At 31.9% G+C, this 15,490-nt stretch carries 14 protein-coding genes; 6 read left to right on the top strand and 8 right to left on the bottom strand.

Annotation, left to right across the window (positions count from 1 at the left end; translation table 11 throughout):
- The first annotated feature begins 110 nt into the window (after positions 1–110).
- The 4 genes from Q326_RS0108240 to Q326_RS0108255 all read left to right on the top strand — a co-directional run bounded on the left by Q326_RS0108240 (position 111) and on the right by Q326_RS0108255 (position 3,469).
- A complete protein-coding gene (locus Q326_RS0108240; protein ID WP_026894951.1) occupies positions 111–530 on the top strand; it encodes a HutP family protein in 420 nt (139 codons plus the stop codon).
- 248 nt (positions 531–778) lie between these two features.
- On the top strand, positions 779–1,801 hold the full coding sequence (locus Q326_RS0108245; protein WP_026894952.1) for an ABC transporter substrate-binding protein: 1,023 nt from the start codon (positions 779–781) through the stop codon (positions 1,799–1,801).
- Positions 1,802–1,803: 2 nt separating this feature from the next.
- Positions 1,804–2,700 carry an ABC transporter permease gene (locus Q326_RS0108250; RefSeq protein ID WP_026894953.1) on the top strand — a complete coding sequence of 299 codons (897 nt, stop codon included), beginning with the start codon at positions 1,804–1,806 and terminating at the stop codon, positions 2,698–2,700.
- Positions 2,666–3,469 carry an ABC transporter ATP-binding protein gene (locus tag Q326_RS0108255; protein ID WP_431188265.1) on the top strand — a complete coding sequence of 268 codons (804 nt, stop codon included), beginning with the start codon at positions 2,666–2,668 and terminating at the stop codon, positions 3,467–3,469. The genes Q326_RS0108250 and Q326_RS0108255 overlap by 35 nt, the downstream gene beginning before the upstream one ends.
- 139 nt (positions 3,470–3,608) lie before the next feature.
- Here Q326_RS0108255 and Q326_RS0108260 read toward each other — a convergent pair whose 3' ends face one another.
- The 4 genes from Q326_RS0108260 to ispD all read right to left on the bottom strand — a co-directional run bounded on the left by Q326_RS0108260 (position 3,609) and on the right by ispD (position 9,208).
- Entirely contained in the window at positions 3,609–5,636 is a 2,028-nt protein-coding gene (locus Q326_RS0108260; RefSeq protein WP_026894955.1) for a methyl-accepting chemotaxis protein, read from the bottom strand.
- Between the two features lie 261 nt (positions 5,637–5,897).
- On the bottom strand, positions 5,898–7,622 hold the full coding sequence (locus Q326_RS0108265; RefSeq protein ID WP_026894956.1) for a proline--tRNA ligase: 1,725 nt from the start codon (positions 7,620–7,622) through the stop codon (positions 5,898–5,900).
- 409 nt (positions 7,623–8,031) lie between these two features.
- Positions 8,032–8,505: a 2-C-methyl-D-erythritol 2,4-cyclodiphosphate synthase gene (gene ispF, locus Q326_RS0108275; RefSeq protein ID WP_026894957.1), complete on the bottom strand. Its 474-nt coding sequence runs from the start codon at positions 8,503–8,505 to the stop codon at positions 8,032–8,034.
- Positions 8,506–8,509: 4 nt separating this feature from the next.
- Positions 8,510–9,208, bottom strand: coding sequence for a 2-C-methyl-D-erythritol 4-phosphate cytidylyltransferase (ispD, locus tag Q326_RS0108280; RefSeq protein ID WP_026894958.1), 699 nt, complete (start codon positions 9,206–9,208; stop codon positions 8,510–8,512).
- 408 nt (positions 9,209–9,616) lie between these two features.
- On the opposite strand from ispD, the gene Q326_RS0108285 reads away from it, so the two are divergent.
- Both Q326_RS0108285 and Q326_RS0108290 read left to right on the top strand, forming a co-directional pair.
- Entirely contained in the window at positions 9,617–10,090 is a 474-nt protein-coding gene (locus Q326_RS0108285) for a hypothetical protein (RefSeq protein ID WP_026894959.1), read from the top strand.
- Between the two features lie 49 nt (positions 10,091–10,139).
- On the top strand, positions 10,140–10,784 hold the full coding sequence (locus Q326_RS0108290; RefSeq protein WP_026894960.1) for a SurA N-terminal domain-containing protein: 645 nt from the start codon (positions 10,140–10,142) through the stop codon (positions 10,782–10,784).
- A gap of 172 nt (positions 10,785–10,956) precedes the next feature.
- On the opposite strand, the gene Q326_RS0108295 is transcribed toward Q326_RS0108290, so the two are convergent.
- The 4 genes from Q326_RS0108295 to radA form a co-directional block, all read right to left on the bottom strand.
- The gene (locus Q326_RS0108295; RefSeq protein WP_026894961.1) at positions 10,957–12,063 is read right to left on the bottom strand and encodes a PIN/TRAM domain-containing protein; all 1,107 of its coding nucleotides are present in this window, start codon (positions 12,061–12,063) and stop codon (positions 10,957–10,959) included.
- A gap of 214 nt (positions 12,064–12,277) precedes the next feature.
- A complete protein-coding gene (locus tag Q326_RS0108300; RefSeq protein WP_026894962.1) occupies positions 12,278–12,754 on the bottom strand; it encodes a CarD family transcriptional regulator in 477 nt (158 codons plus the stop codon).
- A gap of 124 nt (positions 12,755–12,878) precedes the next feature.
- The gene (gene disA, locus Q326_RS0108305) at positions 12,879–13,961 is read right to left on the bottom strand and encodes a DNA integrity scanning diadenylate cyclase DisA (RefSeq protein WP_026894963.1); all 1,083 of its coding nucleotides are present in this window, start codon (positions 13,959–13,961) and stop codon (positions 12,879–12,881) included.
- A gap of 4 nt (positions 13,962–13,965) precedes the next feature.
- On the bottom strand, positions 13,966–15,339 hold the full coding sequence (gene radA / locus Q326_RS0108310; RefSeq protein WP_026894964.1) for a DNA repair protein RadA: 1,374 nt from the start codon (positions 15,337–15,339) through the stop codon (positions 13,966–13,968).
- Positions 15,340–15,490: the final 151 nt, after the last annotated feature.

Here is a 15,490-nt window from a genome sequence, read left to right on the forward strand (position 1 = left end):
TCTCCTTTTATTCAAACTTGATATTTATATACTCTTTATTTTTTTTGCCATATATAATAAACTATTTACAAGATAAGTTTAAAATTTAAAATAAATTAGGAGGCCTTTTTATGAATTTTAAAAGTACCGATGTGGGTAAAGCATCTGTAAACATGGCTATATCCTCTAGAGCTGAAGAGGAAAGACTCATAAAAGAATATAAATCCAAGGGAATGATTGCAACAGCAGTAGATATAGGTGGAGATCTCATTGCATCAATACCTAAAATTATAGAGAGGGCAATAGTCTCTTCCAAAAGATGTGGGCTTATTGAAGAATCCCATATACATGAAGGGGCAGTGGTAGGTGCTACTAGAGAAGCTATCATGCAAGTGGGAGACAAGGCCCATGGCTTTAGTGTTGGAGGCAAGATAGGTATTGCTCGAAGTGGAGAACATATAAGTGTATGTATATTTCTAAGTATAGGACTTCTTCACTTAGATGAAGTTGCCATAGGATTGGGACATAGGTCTATACCCATAATAAAGTAATATTCCCAGAATTTTAACAATATTTATTCTTGACATATATATTTATATAATATATAATCACACTCAAATATAAATTTGAAGCGTTGTAAGAATTCGTAGATTATGTAGTGTAGTATAGTAGGTAATACGTAGAATGGTAGCATGGTAGGGAGTTCTTTATAATTTTTGTATAACACTCTCCTATGGGAGAGTTTTTTGTTTTTTTAAACTATTATAAATATAAAAATATTTTTTAGGAGGATGGTAGTATGGTAGTGAAAAAAAGATTTGCTATTCTAATTTCTATCTTGTCAATTTTTTCAATTCTTTTAATAGGCTGTTCTGATGATAAAACAGCTGAAAATCAAAACTCTTCATCTAATTCAAATGATGATCAGAAAGTTTCCATAGGTATTTCTCAAATTGTTGAACATCCTGCTCTGGATGCTGCTAGAGAGGGTTTTATTGCCGCTTTAGATTCCAAAGGATTTAAAGATGGAGAAAATCTCGAAGTGGATTATCAAAATGCCCAAGGGGATATGCCCACGGCTCAAACTATAGCCAATGATTTTGTATCTTCTAAAAAAGATTTAATTTTAGCTATAGCTACCCCTACAGCTCAAGCAGCTTATAATGTAACCAAGGATATTCCAATAGCTATTACTGCCGTTACAGATCCTGTAGAAGCAGGTTTAGTAAAATCTTGGGATAAATCCAATACTAATGTATTTGGTACCAGCGATGCTACTCCAGCAGATAAGCAATTTAAGCTTATCCAAGAACTGTTTCCAAATGCCAAAAATATTGGGATTATATACAATACAAGTGAAACTAATTCAGAAATCCAAGTAGAAAAAGTTAAAAAAATAGCAGCAGATTTAGGATTAAATATAATCACATCGGGAGTAACCAATGTAAATGAGATTAGTCAATCCTTAGATTCTATTACTAACGATATAGATGTATTATATACTCCTACTGACAATACTGTAGCATCATCTATGCCATTAATTGTAGATAGATGTACTGAGAAAAACATCCCTGTTATAGGGGCAGAAAAGGCCCATGTTGAAGCAGGGGCATTGGCAACTGAAGGAATAGATTACTACAAATTAGGATTTGAAACTGGCCTAATAGCAGTGAAGGTATTAGAAGGAGAGTCCCCTGAAGATATGCCCATTTCAACACTTAAAAATACCGAACTAGCTATAAATCTAAAAACAGCAAAAATGTTGGATTTAAATATTCCAACAGACATCAAAGACAATGCAATATTGATTGGGGAGGAGTAGATATGTTTACATTTTGGATTAATACTATGGAACAAGGACTAATTTTTTCTATAATGGTTCTTGGTGTCTTTATAACATATAAAATATTAGACTTTCCTGACTTATCTGTAGATGGCAGTTTCCCTTTGGGAGCTGCTGTTGCAGCTAGTATGCTTACTAGAGGAGTAGATCCCATAATTACCAGTATATTAGCCCTATTAATGGGTATGTTAGCAGGCTTTTTCACAGGGATTTTGCACGTTAAATTTAAAATTACTAATCTCCTTTCCGGTATATTAGTAATGATAGGTCTTTATTCCATTAATCTCAGGGTAATGGGAAAAGCAAATGTACACCTTTTTGATAAAGAGACTTTGTTTAGCAATAATATTAATCCCTTAATAATTATACTTGCATTTATGATTATAACTAAATTAGTATTAGACTTTTTATTAAAGACTAAATTTGGTTTTATATTAAAGGCTACGGGAGATAACCCACAATTAGTAACATCTTTGGGGATAAATATAGGAACTATAAAGATATTGGGATTAATGATAGCCAATGGTTTTGTATCTCTGTCAGGAGCAATACTGGCACAATATCAGGGCTTTTCTGACGTAGGTATGGGAGCTGGTATGATAGTTATGGGATTGGCATCTATTATATTGGGTGAGGCAATACTTAAGAAAACCCCTTTAAACTCTCCTACAATAATGGCAGTAATAGGTGCATTATTATATCAGATAGGAACTGGATTCGCATTGAAACTGGGATTCCCTGCAACAGATTTAAAGCTCATAACTGTAATAATAATAGTATTGGCATTGGCATTCAAAAACAACCCTTTAAAGTTTAATCTAAAAAAGTTTATATTTACTGGAGGTGATTCCCCTGTTACGAATACGAAATCTGCATAAGACATTCAATAATAATACTGTAAATCAAGTAACCTTATTTAAAAGTCTATCTTTAGATATAGAAGAAAATGACTTCGTTACAATAATAGGTAGTAATGGTGCAGGAAAATCAACCTTATTAAATATAATCTCTGGAATGATAAGTATAGATGATGGAACTATAGTTTTGAATGATAAAGATATCTCTAAAATGACAGAATTTAAAAGAACAAGATTCATAGGGAGGGTATTTCAAGATCCTTCTTTAGGTACTTCTCCTTCTATGACTATACTAGAAAATCTGTCCATGGCATATAATAAAGGAAGAAGTTTCGGTCTTTCTCATGGTGTATCCAATAAAAACATACCCCTCTTTAAGGAACTTTTGTCCCAATTGTCTTTGGGACTAGAAGACAAATTAGATACAAATGTTGGTATGTTATCTGGGGGACAAAGACAATCTCTAGCATTAATTATGGCAACACTGTCTACGCCTAAGTTATTGCTTTTAGATGAGCATACAGCAGCACTAGATCCTAAAACCTCTGAAACAATAATAAAGATTACTAAAGATATAGTTAAAGATAAGAAAATATCTACTCTTATGGTAACACATAATTTGAATCACGCTATAGATATAGGAAACAGACTAATTATGCTCCATAGGGGTGCTGTAGTATTAGACATAAGGGACAGAGAAAAGGATAACTTAACTATAGATAAATTACTAAAATTATTCAATAATATAAATCCCTCAGATAGCTTGAGTGATAGGTTGCTATTTTCATAAAATTTATATTGCTTAAAGTTAAAAATGGAATTGTAAACTATAATAGTCTACAATTCCATTTTGTTTTTTATAATTTCTAATAGCCCTAATCTACAAGGTGAACTTACATATGCTTTGGGGGGTTGTCTTTTATAAAATTTTATATTTTAAATTTGTTTACTTCTTCCTTTAGATATTGTGCTAATTCATGCATATTTTCCACATAAGAACTTACTTCTTCCATAGCTGCCAATTGCTGTTCTGTGGATGCTGAAACCTCCTGTGTAGAGGCTGAAGTCTCCTCTGCCGCTGCAGATATACTTTCCATTATTGTAAGTACCTCTCCCTTTTCCACATCCATATCATCAATCATTGATTGACAGTCCTTTATTCGTGTAATCAAATTATTTAATGATTCATTTATGTTTTCAAATATAATGCCTGTATTAGACACTGCTTCTTTTTGTTCCTCTGTAGATGACTTTACATCTTCCATAGCATTAACTGCCTCTTCAGTTCCCTGCTGCATATTCATAATTATTTTATTGATTTCTCCAACAGAATTAGTAGTCTCCTCTGCTAAATTTCTTATTTCTTCAGCTACAACAGCAAATCCCCTTCCTGCTTCTCCAGCTCTAGCTGCCTCAATAGCTGCATTCAATGCCAATAGATTCGTCTGTTCCGCTATATCTCCTATGGCAACAGTTATCTTATCTATGTCTTTAGAACTATCACTTAGTTTATTCACTACACTATTTATCTTTTCTATAGATTTTTCATTATCTTTAGATTTATACTCCAGTTCATTTATTACATGGGAACCATCATCGCTAATCTTATTTGTATCATCTGAAATATCTCCCATATACTTAACAGCATTGTTCAATTTATTTAAGATATCGGCTAAATTACTCATTCTCATGGCACCATTTTCTGTATCTCTAGCCTGTTGTTCTCCACCTTTAGCCAAGTCCTCTATGGTACTAGCTACTTCTCCAGCAGCAGTAGAGGTCTGCTCGGTTATAGTATTTAACCCATCAGAAGATTCATTTATAGTGTTTGATGCATCAATTATATGACTAATCATATTCTTTAAATTATCTATCATTATATTAAAATTATATCCAGTTTCTCCAAATTCATCTTTAGTCTTTATATCTACATAGGAATTAAGATCTCCTTTGGCGGCCTGTTGAAAAGCAGATTTTAATCCTAATAATGGTTTATGTATATTTCTAGCTATTATAAAAGCCAATACTATTCCAATAGCTACACCAATGATACTCCAAAATATAATATATCTCTTTATACCATTGGTATCAGATAATAATTCGCTTTCATCCAACTCAGCAAATATCTTCCATCCAGTTTTTTCATTGGTTATATGGTATAAATACTTCTTTTCTTTCCCGATATTGTACTGATTTTCATCTTCCTTTTCCGATTCGATTGAGCTCCATAATTGTTCACCAAAATAATCTCTTTTCCCTATAATTTCAGTATCTACATTGGCTATCATTACCCCTTGTTCAGAAGTTACATATACTTGTCCCTTTTTTCCGATTTTAGTATTTCCAATACTAGCCCCAAATTCATCCAGTACTATGTCAGCTGCTATAACCCCCAATATATCTTCATTGGAATTTCTTAATACCTTAGATACTGTAACAGTAACTTGATTGGTGCTTTCATCTACATAAGGATCGCTCCAAATCGCATCTTGACTATTTAATGCATCTTTATACCAATCTCTAACTCTAGGATCATAGTCTTCAGAAACGCCTAATCCTGCTCCCGATATAATTTCTCCCAATTTAGTACCAACGTATAAATCTAATATCTCTGGTCTTTCATGGGCAAACCCCCCCATTAGATTAATGAGCATATCTGTATTTCCATTTTCCAATAGTTTATTGTTAAATTCATCTACACCTTTCAAGGTTATATTTGCTTCTGACAATGATTCTACTTTACTTTCAGTAACCGTCAAAAACATAGATACCTCTTCATTTATAGCCTCTAATGTCTGCTGGGATGTCAGTGATAATTTATTCTTCATAGCTTTATGTGTTTCATTATAAGATAAATACCCCAATATCCCTAGCAATAATAATATAGATGATGTAATCCATATTATAAGCCTATACTTTATACTGCTTTTAAACTGCGTTAACTTTGCTTCCTTCACATTTAACTACCTCCATTCCCTTTATCCCCTGATTTTATTTTTTTTGATGCATCCCCAAAGCATCTAATAGAACAATTTAATTATATCAAAACATAGCATATTTTCACAATAATTTACCTTTTATTACATTTGATTAAATATTTTATAAAAATACTCAAAAATACAAAAATAAACCATGAATCTTGATTATATTGTATGTTATACTCTATAAAATATAAAAAGACCCTTAGAACAATAATTAGTCTAAAGGTCTCATTTTATTTATATTTTTAATTTTGCCCTTTCAAATTCTCTCTTTACACACTCCGAAACATCTTTTTCATCAATAGTACTCTTTTCTCCACTATCTCTTAGCACAAATTCAACTTTTCCTTCAGAGGCATCTCTTCCCACAGTAACCCTCATAGGTATACCTATAAGCTCTGCATCATTAAATTTAACCCCTGCCCTTTCTTTTCTATCATCTAAAAGTACCTCTATACCCATATCTGAAAGTTCATTATATAATTTTTCTGCCAATTGAACTTGGTCTTCTTTTTTAACATTCACTACTGTAATTACAACATGATATGGAGCTACAACCAATGGCCAAATAATACCATTATCATCATGATATTGTTCAATTATAGCTGCCAATGTCCTAGAAACACCTATTCCATAACATCCCATAACAAATTTCTGATCTTTTCCATTTTCATCTAAAAATGTAGCATTTAATCCTTCACTGTATTTAGTGCCTAATTGGAATATATTCCCTACTTCTATACCTCTATCCATTTTCAATTCTGCACCACATTTAGGACATCTATCTCCTAGTTTCACTAATAATAGATCCTCAACTACTTCTCCAGTAAAGTCCCTTCCATAATTTACATTTTTAATATGGATATCTGTTTCATTTCCACCAACTATGGCATTCTTCATTTTAGTAACCCTTGAATCCACATATATCTTAACATCATCTTTTAATCCTATGGGACCTGCAAAACCTACATTTGCTCCTGTTACTTCTTTTATAGTTTCTTCATCGGCCAATTCCACAAGATGTTCAGGCACTCCCAATAAATTAACTAATTTAGTCTCGTTTAATTCCCTGTCTCCAGGTATTAGTACTGCTATTACATCGTCTTCTACTTTATAAAGTAATGTCTTTATAAATTTCTCTCCACCACAATTAAAGAAATTAATAAGGTCTTCTATTGTACCTACGTTTGGTGTATCTATCCTTTCCATAGGTAGTATATCTTCACCAGATAGATTTATATCATATACAGCAGCTGCCTTTTCATCGGTCGCTGCATAATCACAGGCATCACAATATGCCACAAGACTCTCTCCTACATCAGACATAGCCATAAATTCATGGGAATTATTCCCTCCCATAGCACCAGAATCTCCTTCAACTATTTTAAATTTAAGTTTACATCTAGTAAATACCCTTTCATATGCCTCCCACATTTCACGATATGAATTTTCCATTCCTGCTTCATCTTTATCAAAACTATATGCATCTTTCATTAAAAACTCTCTAGATCTCATAAGTCCAAATCTAGGTCTTTTTTCATCTCTATACTTAGTCTGTATCTGATAAATATTTAATGGTAATTGTTTATAGGACTTAAGCTCATTCCTTATTACATCTGTAAATATTTCTTCATGTGTTGGTCCTAAACAAAATTGTCTTTCATTTCTATCTTTCAACCTAAACATTTCTGGACCAAAATCAGACCATCTTCCTGTTTCTTGCCACAATTCAGCAGGTTGAATAGCAGACATAAGTAATTCTTGAGCTCCTGCTCTGTCCATTTCTTCTCTTACTATATTTTCAATTTTTTTCAAAACTCTATGTCCCAAAGGCAAATAAGAATATACACCAGATACTAACTTTCTTATCATTCCTGCCCTTAAAAGTAATTGATGACTAGGTATTTCTGCCTCCGAAGGCACTTCCCTAAGGGTAGGCATATATAATTTAGACATCTTCATTTTTACCATCTCCTTTTAAAATTTCACATATAAAAAACCTCCATCCCCAATAGGGACGAAGGTCTATCTCCGCGGTACCACCCTTATTGACCAAAATGGTCCTCTTCAATCACAGTAAGCTCCAGGACGGGTTCTATATCCATAGGGACGAAAATCTTTCAGCCGTGGATTTTCTCTCTTATAGTCCATAAATATATACTATTTCCCTTCTACGCATAAATTCTATTCAATTAAATTTATAATACTAAAAATCCTAATCATTGTCAAATCTATTTTTCACTAAATTATCAATAGCATTCTTCAACCTATTCACAAAGATATAAAACAGTCCGTAGTTGGTAGTCTGTAGTTCATAGCACAATGAAGAAATCCTTAAGGATTTCTTCCATCAACTACGAGCTACGGACTACTAACTGTATTCCAACAAACATACAGCTTGGGATGATATTCCCTGTCCTCTACCTTCAAATCCCAATCTCTCTGTTGTGGTGGCCTTTATATTTATACATGCCTTATCACATTTCAATGCCTTTGATATATTTAGTCTCATATCTTCTATATAGGGAGCCATTTTAGGCATCTGTGCCACTATTACACTATCTATATTACTTATCTTATATCCTTTACTATTCATCAAATCATATACTTCTGTTAACAATTTCATACTGGATATATCTTTATATCTACAATCTGTATCAGGGAAATGCTTACCTATATCTCCCTCTCCCATTGCACCTAAAATACTGTCCATGATAGCATGAACCAATACATCGGCATCAGAATGACCCAATAGACCAAGCCCGTACTCTATACTAACTCCCCCTATAATTAAAGGCCTGTTTTCCACAAGTTTATGTACATCATATCCAATTCCTACTCTCAAATTTCTACCTCCTTAATGTCTTAGAAACTACATCCAAATCCTCTTTAGTAGTCACCTTTATATTTTCATAACTACCCATAATCACCCTTACTGGCTGTCCCAATATCTCCACTGCCATACTATCATCTGTAACAGGTATATTTTCTTTTAAAACCTTATCATATGCACTTTTTATCATATTATATTCAAAACATTGAGGAGTCTGTATAGCCCATAATGTATTTCTATCGGGTGTGTTAATCACTTCTGAACTATCATTTACCTGCTTTATAGTGTCCTTAACAGGAACTCCCAGCACACATGCCCTAAATTCCATTACTCCTTCTATACCCATTTTTATTCCATCCTGAGTTATACAGGGCCTTGCACCGTCATGTATCAATACAATATCTGTACATTTATCTATAGCAGCTAAACCATTATATACTGAATGTTGCCTCTCAACGCCTCCAGCTATTACTTGGTTTACCTTTTCAAATCCATATCTATTTACTACCTTTTCTATTGTATAAGGTATTTCATCCTTTCTTACCACAAGTATAATTTCGTCTATATAATTACAATTGTTAAACACTTGAACTGTATGTGCCAAAATAGGCTTTTTTTCTATCTCTATAAACTGCTTATTAATACCCATATCCATCCTTTTACCCATTCCTGCAGCAGGAATAATTACAGATATATATTTCCCATTATACGACATAATCTTCCTCCAATCTATAATATATGCATATTATTATATCATAAAAATAGTTCTACTATTTTTATGATATAATATTGTTAAATTTTAGTTGTTAGTTTTTTGATTTGTAAATTTAGGTAATATATGTTAGTGTATTTAATATATTATGAATTAGATTTATAATATATATTTTCAAAAATTTGTTTTGCTTTTTTAGGACAAGCTTGTATTGGAGGAAAAATAATATGTATTATATAAGAAGCCCAGATAAAAATTTATTAATTTGAAATAATACCACTAAATATACCTATTGATACTAAAAATATTCTAAAATATAAAATTATGGTTTGATTTACAATGATACATCTATAAATGATTGAAATTTCAATTTATTTATACTATATTATATTAGGAGGAATAAATCAGCCTATGTCTGAACCAAGTGACCCTGAATGGAAAGATGATTCTATAGAATATGATAATATAATAACATGGGTGAATGAAATTGGCCTTGTGCCATTGAGGTTAAATTTCTCTTGTAGTTTATATATAAACTATACTCCTAAGAAATCATACGATGGAAACTTTAAAATTACTACTAACGAACAAATATACACTATTCTTTTTTATGATCATAAAAGTTTTCCTGTAAATTATGACATTAATTTTTTATCTTCAATAGCCATTAAAGACGGAGAAAATTTAGAAGTTTTTTATTTTTCTGATTTTGATGATACACCTTCATTAGATTTCACTTGGAACCCAAAAGATAAGTTTATATATAACGCTTGTAAAGATAGTATTACTATGGATTACCCTAATCAATTTTCTGGTGGTTTCATGTGGACATCAGGAGAATGTATTCCTAGTACTGTAAATGTTGAAACAGAAGTTGATTTTTAAAAATAAAGTATTAATATATTGTTAAACAAGATAGAAAGGAGAATTCAATATGAAATTAATAAAATCAAAATTATTTTTTGTTTTTTTAGTTTTATTGACAATAGGAATAACAGTCAGTGCTTCAAATATTAGTGAGCTTGATTTATTTAAAAAAGAGATACACAAAATAGGTTCAGAAGTAAGAAATATTAATAAAAACGCTAGAAGTAAAGACATATCAGAAAAAGTAATATTAGAAATAGGAGATGAAAAAATAGCATTAGAACAATTTGAAACGGTAGGAGCAGGTTTAAAAACTAAAGATAAAAACAAAATAGCTGATTTTATAATTAGAGGAACTCTACTGAATAAAATAGCCCAAGACAATGGAATAATAGTATCAGATAGTGATATTAAAAATTATATGCAAGAACTTAAATCTTTTATAGAAAACAATGCAAATGCAAAAGAACGATTTGATATATATCTAGAGAGTTTTGGATTCACCGAAAAAGAATTCTGGAATAATGAAAAAACATTTGACCAATACAGAAGTGCACTATTACAAGGAAAATATCGTAGTTATCTAAGAAAGTATTTCACTAATAAATATAAAAATAAAACACTAAATGAAATTAACGAATTAGTAAATAAAAGAATTGAAACTCTTATAGAAATTGAAAAGAAAAATATCAAGATAAAAAAACATTTTTAGTACCATAAAAATAAACACCCAGATTATTAATAACCTAGGTGTTTATTTTTGTGATAACGGTATAAAAAAGTTAGTAGTTATTTGTTAGTAGTTAGTAGCCCAATGATGAAATCCATAAGGATTTTAACCATCAACTACTAACTACTAGCTACGAACTAATAACTATCTTCATCTATACTGCCTTATCTATCATGCTTTTGGGTTTAGCAAATATCATTCTTCCAGCTGCTGTTTGAAGCACACTAGTAACCATTACTCCTACAGTCTCTCCTATATGCTTTCTTCCTCCATCTACTACAATCATAGTACCATCATCAAGGTATGCAACCCCTTGGCCCGATTCTTTTCCATCTTTAATAACTTGAACAACCATCTCTTCTCCTGGTAAAACCACAGGCTTTACTGCATTGGCTAACTCATTTATATTGAGGACGTCCACTCCATGAAATTCTGCAACCTTATTTAAGTTAAAATCATTGGTTACTACTTTTCCTCCAAGAAATTGAGCCAATTTCAATAATTTACTATCTACTTCTTCCACATCTTCAAAATCCTTAGAATCTATAATAACTTCTATGTCTATTTCTTTTTGAATTTTATTTAGTATATCTAACCCTCTTCTTCCTCTATTTCTCTTCAATGCATCTGAAGAATCAGCGATATGTTGTAATTCTTCCAATACAAATTCTGGTATTATTAACGGTCCTTCCACAAAACCAGTATTACAAATATCTGCTATTCTACCATCTATTATAACACTGGTATCTAATACCTTAGGTTTAACTTTTGATTTAGTTTCTATCTCTTCAACCTTCTCCTTATTTCCACTATCTCTTCTAAACAGACATACCAGATTAGAAAAATCTTCTCTCTTTTTAGTAGGTATAATAGCACCTAAATACCCAAATAAAAGATATAATAATATGGATACTGCAACACCAAGGTAAGGAATACTCAATTTATAAAAGGGTTGACTCAACAGATACGCTATCAATAATCCCACTATAAGGCCTACTGAACCAAAGGCTATATCCCAAGCGGGAACTCTTTGAAGCTTTCCTTCTGCTGTTACCGCAATCTTCTTTCCAGCTACCATAATTTTAGAAGAAAAAATTAAAAATATAATTCCACCTAATATACTAAAGAAAGAAAAGATAAATAATTCCATTTTAGGACTAATAAAATCCAAAATTTCCAAAGAAGTAACAAATACTGCTATACCAAGACCCAATAAAACACCTACTAAAGTCAATACTATTTTAATTATTTTATTGACCACTTCACCACCTCCTATACTATATTTATTCCCATGTTTTTATATCTTTATAACTTAATTTACCATATTTTTTATAGTTATTAGTTAAAATAATATTACAATATTATAAATACATATTATAATATTGTATCCACATTTATCCATTTTTATAAAATAAGTCTATATTATATCTATTTCATTGTCAAGTATAAATATATAAAAAAAGCGTCAAAAGACGCTATTGAACGACCTCTTCAATTAAGTTTTCTGCTTCTACTTCTCCAATATTTTTGGCCAATACTATTTCACTAATTAATATCTGTTTAGCATTATTGAGCATCTTTCTCTCTCCAGTAGATAATCCCTTTTCTCTATCTCTAATTATAAGATTCCTAACTACAGAGGCTATTTCATATATATCTCCGCTCTTAAGTTTATCCATATTAGCTCTATATCTTCTATTCCAGTTTTGAGGCATTTTAGTTTCATCATCACTTAGTACTCCCAATACATGATCAACTTCTTCTACACTGATAACCTCTCTTATACCTATGTCTTCAATATTGTCTATGGGAACCATTACTTTCATTTCACCCATAGGCATCTTCATTACATAATACTTTCTCTTTTTACCCAATATCTCCTTTTCCTCTATACCTTCTATTATACCTGCTCCGTGCATTGGATAAACAATTTTATCTCCTATATTGAACATTACACACCCTCCCAACAAAGAAACAAAGACTCTCACCATAAGTATACATTATATTGTAGAAAATGTCAAATTAAATATTTTACCATATGGTTCGATAACTGTCAAATAGTTTTTATTAATATTTTTAAATATGCCTATCTAACAATGACTGTTCTTGAATCCTTCTCAATCCTTCCTTTATACTTCTTGCTCTTATTTCCCCTATACCATCTACATCATTCAGTTGTGCAGTAGTTGCCTTTAAGATATCACCAAAGGAACCAAATTTATTTATTACATTTTCCAGTACCGCATTGGGCAACCTAGGTATCTTGCTTAAAATTCTATATCCCTTTGGAAAAACTGAGTAGTCTAAAGACTCTAATCCATTATCAAACCCAAGGACTTCCGCTATATTAGATAGGTTTAGTAGTTCCTCGGACGATAATTGTGCCATCCCCTCCAATATATCGTCAAATGTATTACCTTTACCCTTTAAATAATAATCCTTAATAATGTTTTCTCCATCTTCTTGAACCTCACTGGTAAGTTCATCCATTTGCATACTAATAAGTCTTCCTTCGTTCCCCAATTCTAAAATATACTTTTCTATTTCATCTACTATCCTTACGACCATTTCTGTCCTCTGGAGTACCTTTACCACATCATATACTGTCACTAACCCCTCAAATTCCAATGCACTTAAATTTGTCATAGATTGATCTAAAACTATTTTGTATTTTTCAAGGGTCTGTATTGCCTGATTAGCCTTAGTCAATATTTCACTGACATCTCTTAATACGTATTTAAAATCACCCTTATATAGAGTTATTATGTTTCTCCTTTGAGATATTGCTATAACTAAAGCCTTTGTTTGTTTTCCTACTCGTTCTGCAGTCCTATGTCTTATACCGGTCTCTTTAGAAAGAATGAAAGGGTCTGGAACTAGCTGGGTATTTGCATATAAGATTTTTTTACAATCATGACTCAATATTATAGCGCCATCCATCTTAGCCAATTCATATAAATATGCGGGAGAAAATTCATTATTTATATGAAATCCACCATTTACTATATCTAATACATCTTTATTATCTCCTATGACTATAATTGCTCCTGTTTTAGCCCTTACTATATTTTCCAATCCCTCTCTGAGCTTTGTTCCTGGAGCTAAAATCTTTATGGAATCATATATCTCTTCTAGTCCCTTATTTTTATCCTCTAACATAAGTTTATCCTCCTAATACTATATCTAGTGCATCTATTATATTGCCCACTGGAAACACATCCATCTTTTTATTGTCTATATTTAATCCCTTCATATTTGATTTAGGAATTATAGCCTTAGTAAATCCTAATTTCATCGCTTCTTTCAATCTACTTTCTATAAAGCTTATACTCCTTATTTCCCCAGTCAATCCCACTTCTCCCATTACTATCGTATTATGGTCTATCTCTTTATCTTTAAAGCTAGAAGCTATTGCACATATTATACCTGCATCTATGGCTGGCTCCTTTATCTGTATTCCTCCAGTAATATTAACATAGCAATCCATGTTTTGAGTCTGCAAACCCACTCGTTTTTCTAACACTGCCATCATTAATACTACCCTATTATAGTCTATTCCTGTAGCTACTCTTCTGGGCATACCAAATACCGTGGAACTAACCAATGCCTGAATCTCTACCAGCATAGGCCTTGTCCCTTCCATACAAGGGACTACAATAGTACCTGGCGTATTCATAGGCCTTCCTGATAACAACATCTCAGATGGATTTTTTACCTCCACCAGACCTATATCTCTCATTTCAAATATCCCTATCTCATTAGTGGAACCAAATCGATTTTTAACTCCTCTCAATATCCTATATGTATTATGTCTTTCTCCTTCAAAATATAGTACAGTGTCTACCATATGCTCAAGTACTCTAGGTCCTGCTATAGCCCCTTGTTTAGTAACATGTCCAACTATAAAAGTGGCTATACCTAAAGATTTTGAGATGCCCATAAGCATTGAAGTAATCTCTCTAACTTGACTTACTGTTCCAGGAGCAGAGGTCAATTGGGGACTATATACTGTCTGTATTGAATCTACTATAAGTATATTGGGTTTTAAATCCTCTATTGATTTTTTAACCACTTCAATATTAGTTTCTGGTAATATGTAAAGATTTTCTGAATCTATATCTAATCTATCAGACCTTATTTTTATTTGCTTTGCAGATTCCTCACCCGATACATAAAGAACCCTCAGTTTTGTAGATGCCATATTGTTGGCCACCTGTATAAGTAATGTAGACTTTCCTATTCCAGGGTCTCCTCCTACTAATATCAAAGAACCCTTCACTACTCCTCCACCCAAAACTCTGTTTAGCTCATTTATATTAGTAGATATCCTATCCTCTTTATCTATTTTTATATCCCTTATTCTTTCAGGTTTAGTATAAAAAGATCTATTAATACCCATATTGGTCTTTTTAATATTCTTATCATATATCTCCTCAGTGAAAGTATTCCACTGTTCACAAGAGGGACATTTTCCCATCCATTTAGGAGATTCATATCCACATTCTTGACATATATATTTCGTTTTTAATTTTGACATATTATCCACTCCTAGATTCCCACATTATGAGCATTGACATATTATTATTTATTATTCAATTTTCCTATTCATAAGTATTTCTACATCTTTTCTGATTTTCCTTTTAGTCACAATAAAAAGTAGCGGAAATATACAAAACCGCTACTTTTTC

Source organism: Clostridiisalibacter paucivorans DSM 22131 (genome assembly GCF_000620125.1).
Taxonomy (GTDB): domain Bacteria; phylum Bacillota; class Clostridia; order Tissierellales; family Clostridiisalibacteraceae; genus Clostridiisalibacter; species Clostridiisalibacter paucivorans.